Genomic DNA, 1,612 nt, shown 5'->3' on the forward strand with positions numbered 1-1,612 from the left:
TTTACTTTCTGCTCCTTTACTTCTTCTATGCCGTGCATTTCAAGCCCTAAAAGTTCGGTGTATATTTTCGATGCTTCTTCTATACTTTTCACGGCTACCCCTATGTGGTCTATTTTGAGTATTTTCATAACTCTCCATCCTCCTTAAGTATTTTTTTAGTGAGTTTTTCCAAAGCTGTATAAGGATCTAATCTCTTGCATACAATATCCTCCAAAAGCAATTCTATTACATCCGCGTTTTGTTTGAATATCAATTTACTAATATGGTCCCTTACGAGTTCTTTAAATTCCTGCTTTACCTTCTCTTTCCTCTTTTGCTCCAATTTTCCGCTTTTTCTCATATAGTCTATGTGGTCGTCGATCTTCGCTTCCAGGAGGTCTATCCCGTCGCCCGTAGTGGCAACCGTCTTTACTATGGGAGGCCTGAAGTCGAATTCCCTTTGGGAAAGTTCCAGCATCATTTCAATTTCTGTGACTAGCCTGTCGGCCCCTTCCTTATCGGATTTGTTTACCGCAAATATGTCGGCAATTTCCATTATCCCTGCTTTTATAGCCTGCACATCATCTCCAAGGCCGGGTACCAACACCAGTACTACTGTGTCGGCAATTTTTACTATGTCAATTTCCGTCTGGCCAACGCCTACCGTTTCGATAACTATGTAGTCCATGCCGAACGCATCCAAGACTTTTACGGCGTCGTATGCAGCGGTTGCTATTCCGCCCAAAGACCCCCTGCTGCCCATACTCCTTATGAATACTCCTTCATCCAATGTCAGATCGTTCATTCTTATCCTGTCGCCCAGCAATGCCCCGCCGGTGAAGGGGCTGGTGGGGTCCACCGCTATTACACCCACCGTTTTGCCCCTCGACCTCATCTTTTTGACAAGTTCGTTGACAAGACTGCTCTTCCCGGCACCGGGAGGCCCTGTTATACCTATGACGTAGGAGTTACCCGTGTATTTGTAGAGTTCTTTGATGGCTTCTTTCGCAGCGGCATCCTTGCGTTCAATGAGCGTTATTAACCTTGCTGCAGCCCTTTTATCTTTGCTCAGTATCCCTTGAACCAGGTCCAAATTTCACACCCCTATTTCTTTACATTGTTTTTTATGAAGTCTATTATTTGCGATATCGGCGTGCCCGGGGTGAATATTTCCGCTATGCCGCATTCTTTGAGGAATGGTATGTCTTCGTAGGGAATTACTCCTCCGCCCACTACGAGAACATCCGTTACCCCTCTTTCCTTCAGCAGTTCCATTATCCTTGGAAAGAGCACATTATGGGCCCCCGATAGTATCGAAAGGCCTATTACATCAACATCTTCCTGAATCGCAGCTTCTACTATTTGTTCGGGCGTCTGCCGAAGACCCGTGTAGATCACTTCCATACCCGCATCCCGCAAGGCTCTCGCGATTACTTTGGCACCCCTGTCATGACCGTCAAGGCCGGGTTTTGCTATCAATACCCTTATGGTTTTTGTCTCCTGCATTTTCCTTTACCCCCAATTAAAAGGTTACGCTAGCTTTGTATTCGCCGAATACTCGGCGCAGAGTGTCACAAATCTCGCCCAACGTCGCATACGTTTTTACGCAGGTAATAATTGTCGGCATTAGATT

Annotated in this window: 4 protein-coding genes; all 4 read right to left on the reverse strand. The window is 45.8% G+C overall.

The features are described from left to right. Positions 1 to 128, reverse strand: a 128-nt coding sequence (locus tag BUB66_RS12695; protein WP_188092907.1) for a VOC family protein, incomplete at its 3' end; no start/stop codon positions are given. Then, a complete protein-coding gene (gene meaB, locus BUB66_RS11775) occupies positions 125 to 1,072 on the reverse strand; it encodes a methylmalonyl Co-A mutase-associated GTPase MeaB (protein WP_073258732.1) in 948 nt (315 codons plus the stop codon). The genes BUB66_RS12695 and meaB, both read right to left, overlap by 4 nt. 11 nt (positions 1,073 to 1,083) lie before the next feature. After that, entirely contained in the window at positions 1,084 to 1,485 is a 402-nt protein-coding gene (gene icmB, locus BUB66_RS11780; RefSeq protein ID WP_073258734.1) for a coenzyme B12-dependent isobutyryl CoA mutase small subunit, read from the reverse strand. Between the two features lie 16 nt (positions 1,486 to 1,501). Beyond that, the coding region (locus BUB66_RS12845; RefSeq protein WP_143156288.1) for an acyl-CoA mutase large subunit family protein at positions 1,502 to 1,612 on the reverse strand (111 nt) is incomplete at its 5' end.

The sequence above is a fragment of the Caldanaerovirga acetigignens genome, from assembly GCF_900142995.1.
Classification (GTDB): Bacteria; Bacillota; Thermosediminibacteria; order Thermosediminibacterales; family Thermosediminibacteraceae; genus Fervidicola; species Fervidicola acetigignens.

Bases quoted from the DNA above. Each gene is read 5' to 3' on its own strand.
- icmB (WP_073258734.1), bottom strand. From the start codon at position 1,485: ATGCAGGAGACAAAAACCATAAGGGTATTGATAGCAAAACCCGGCCTT.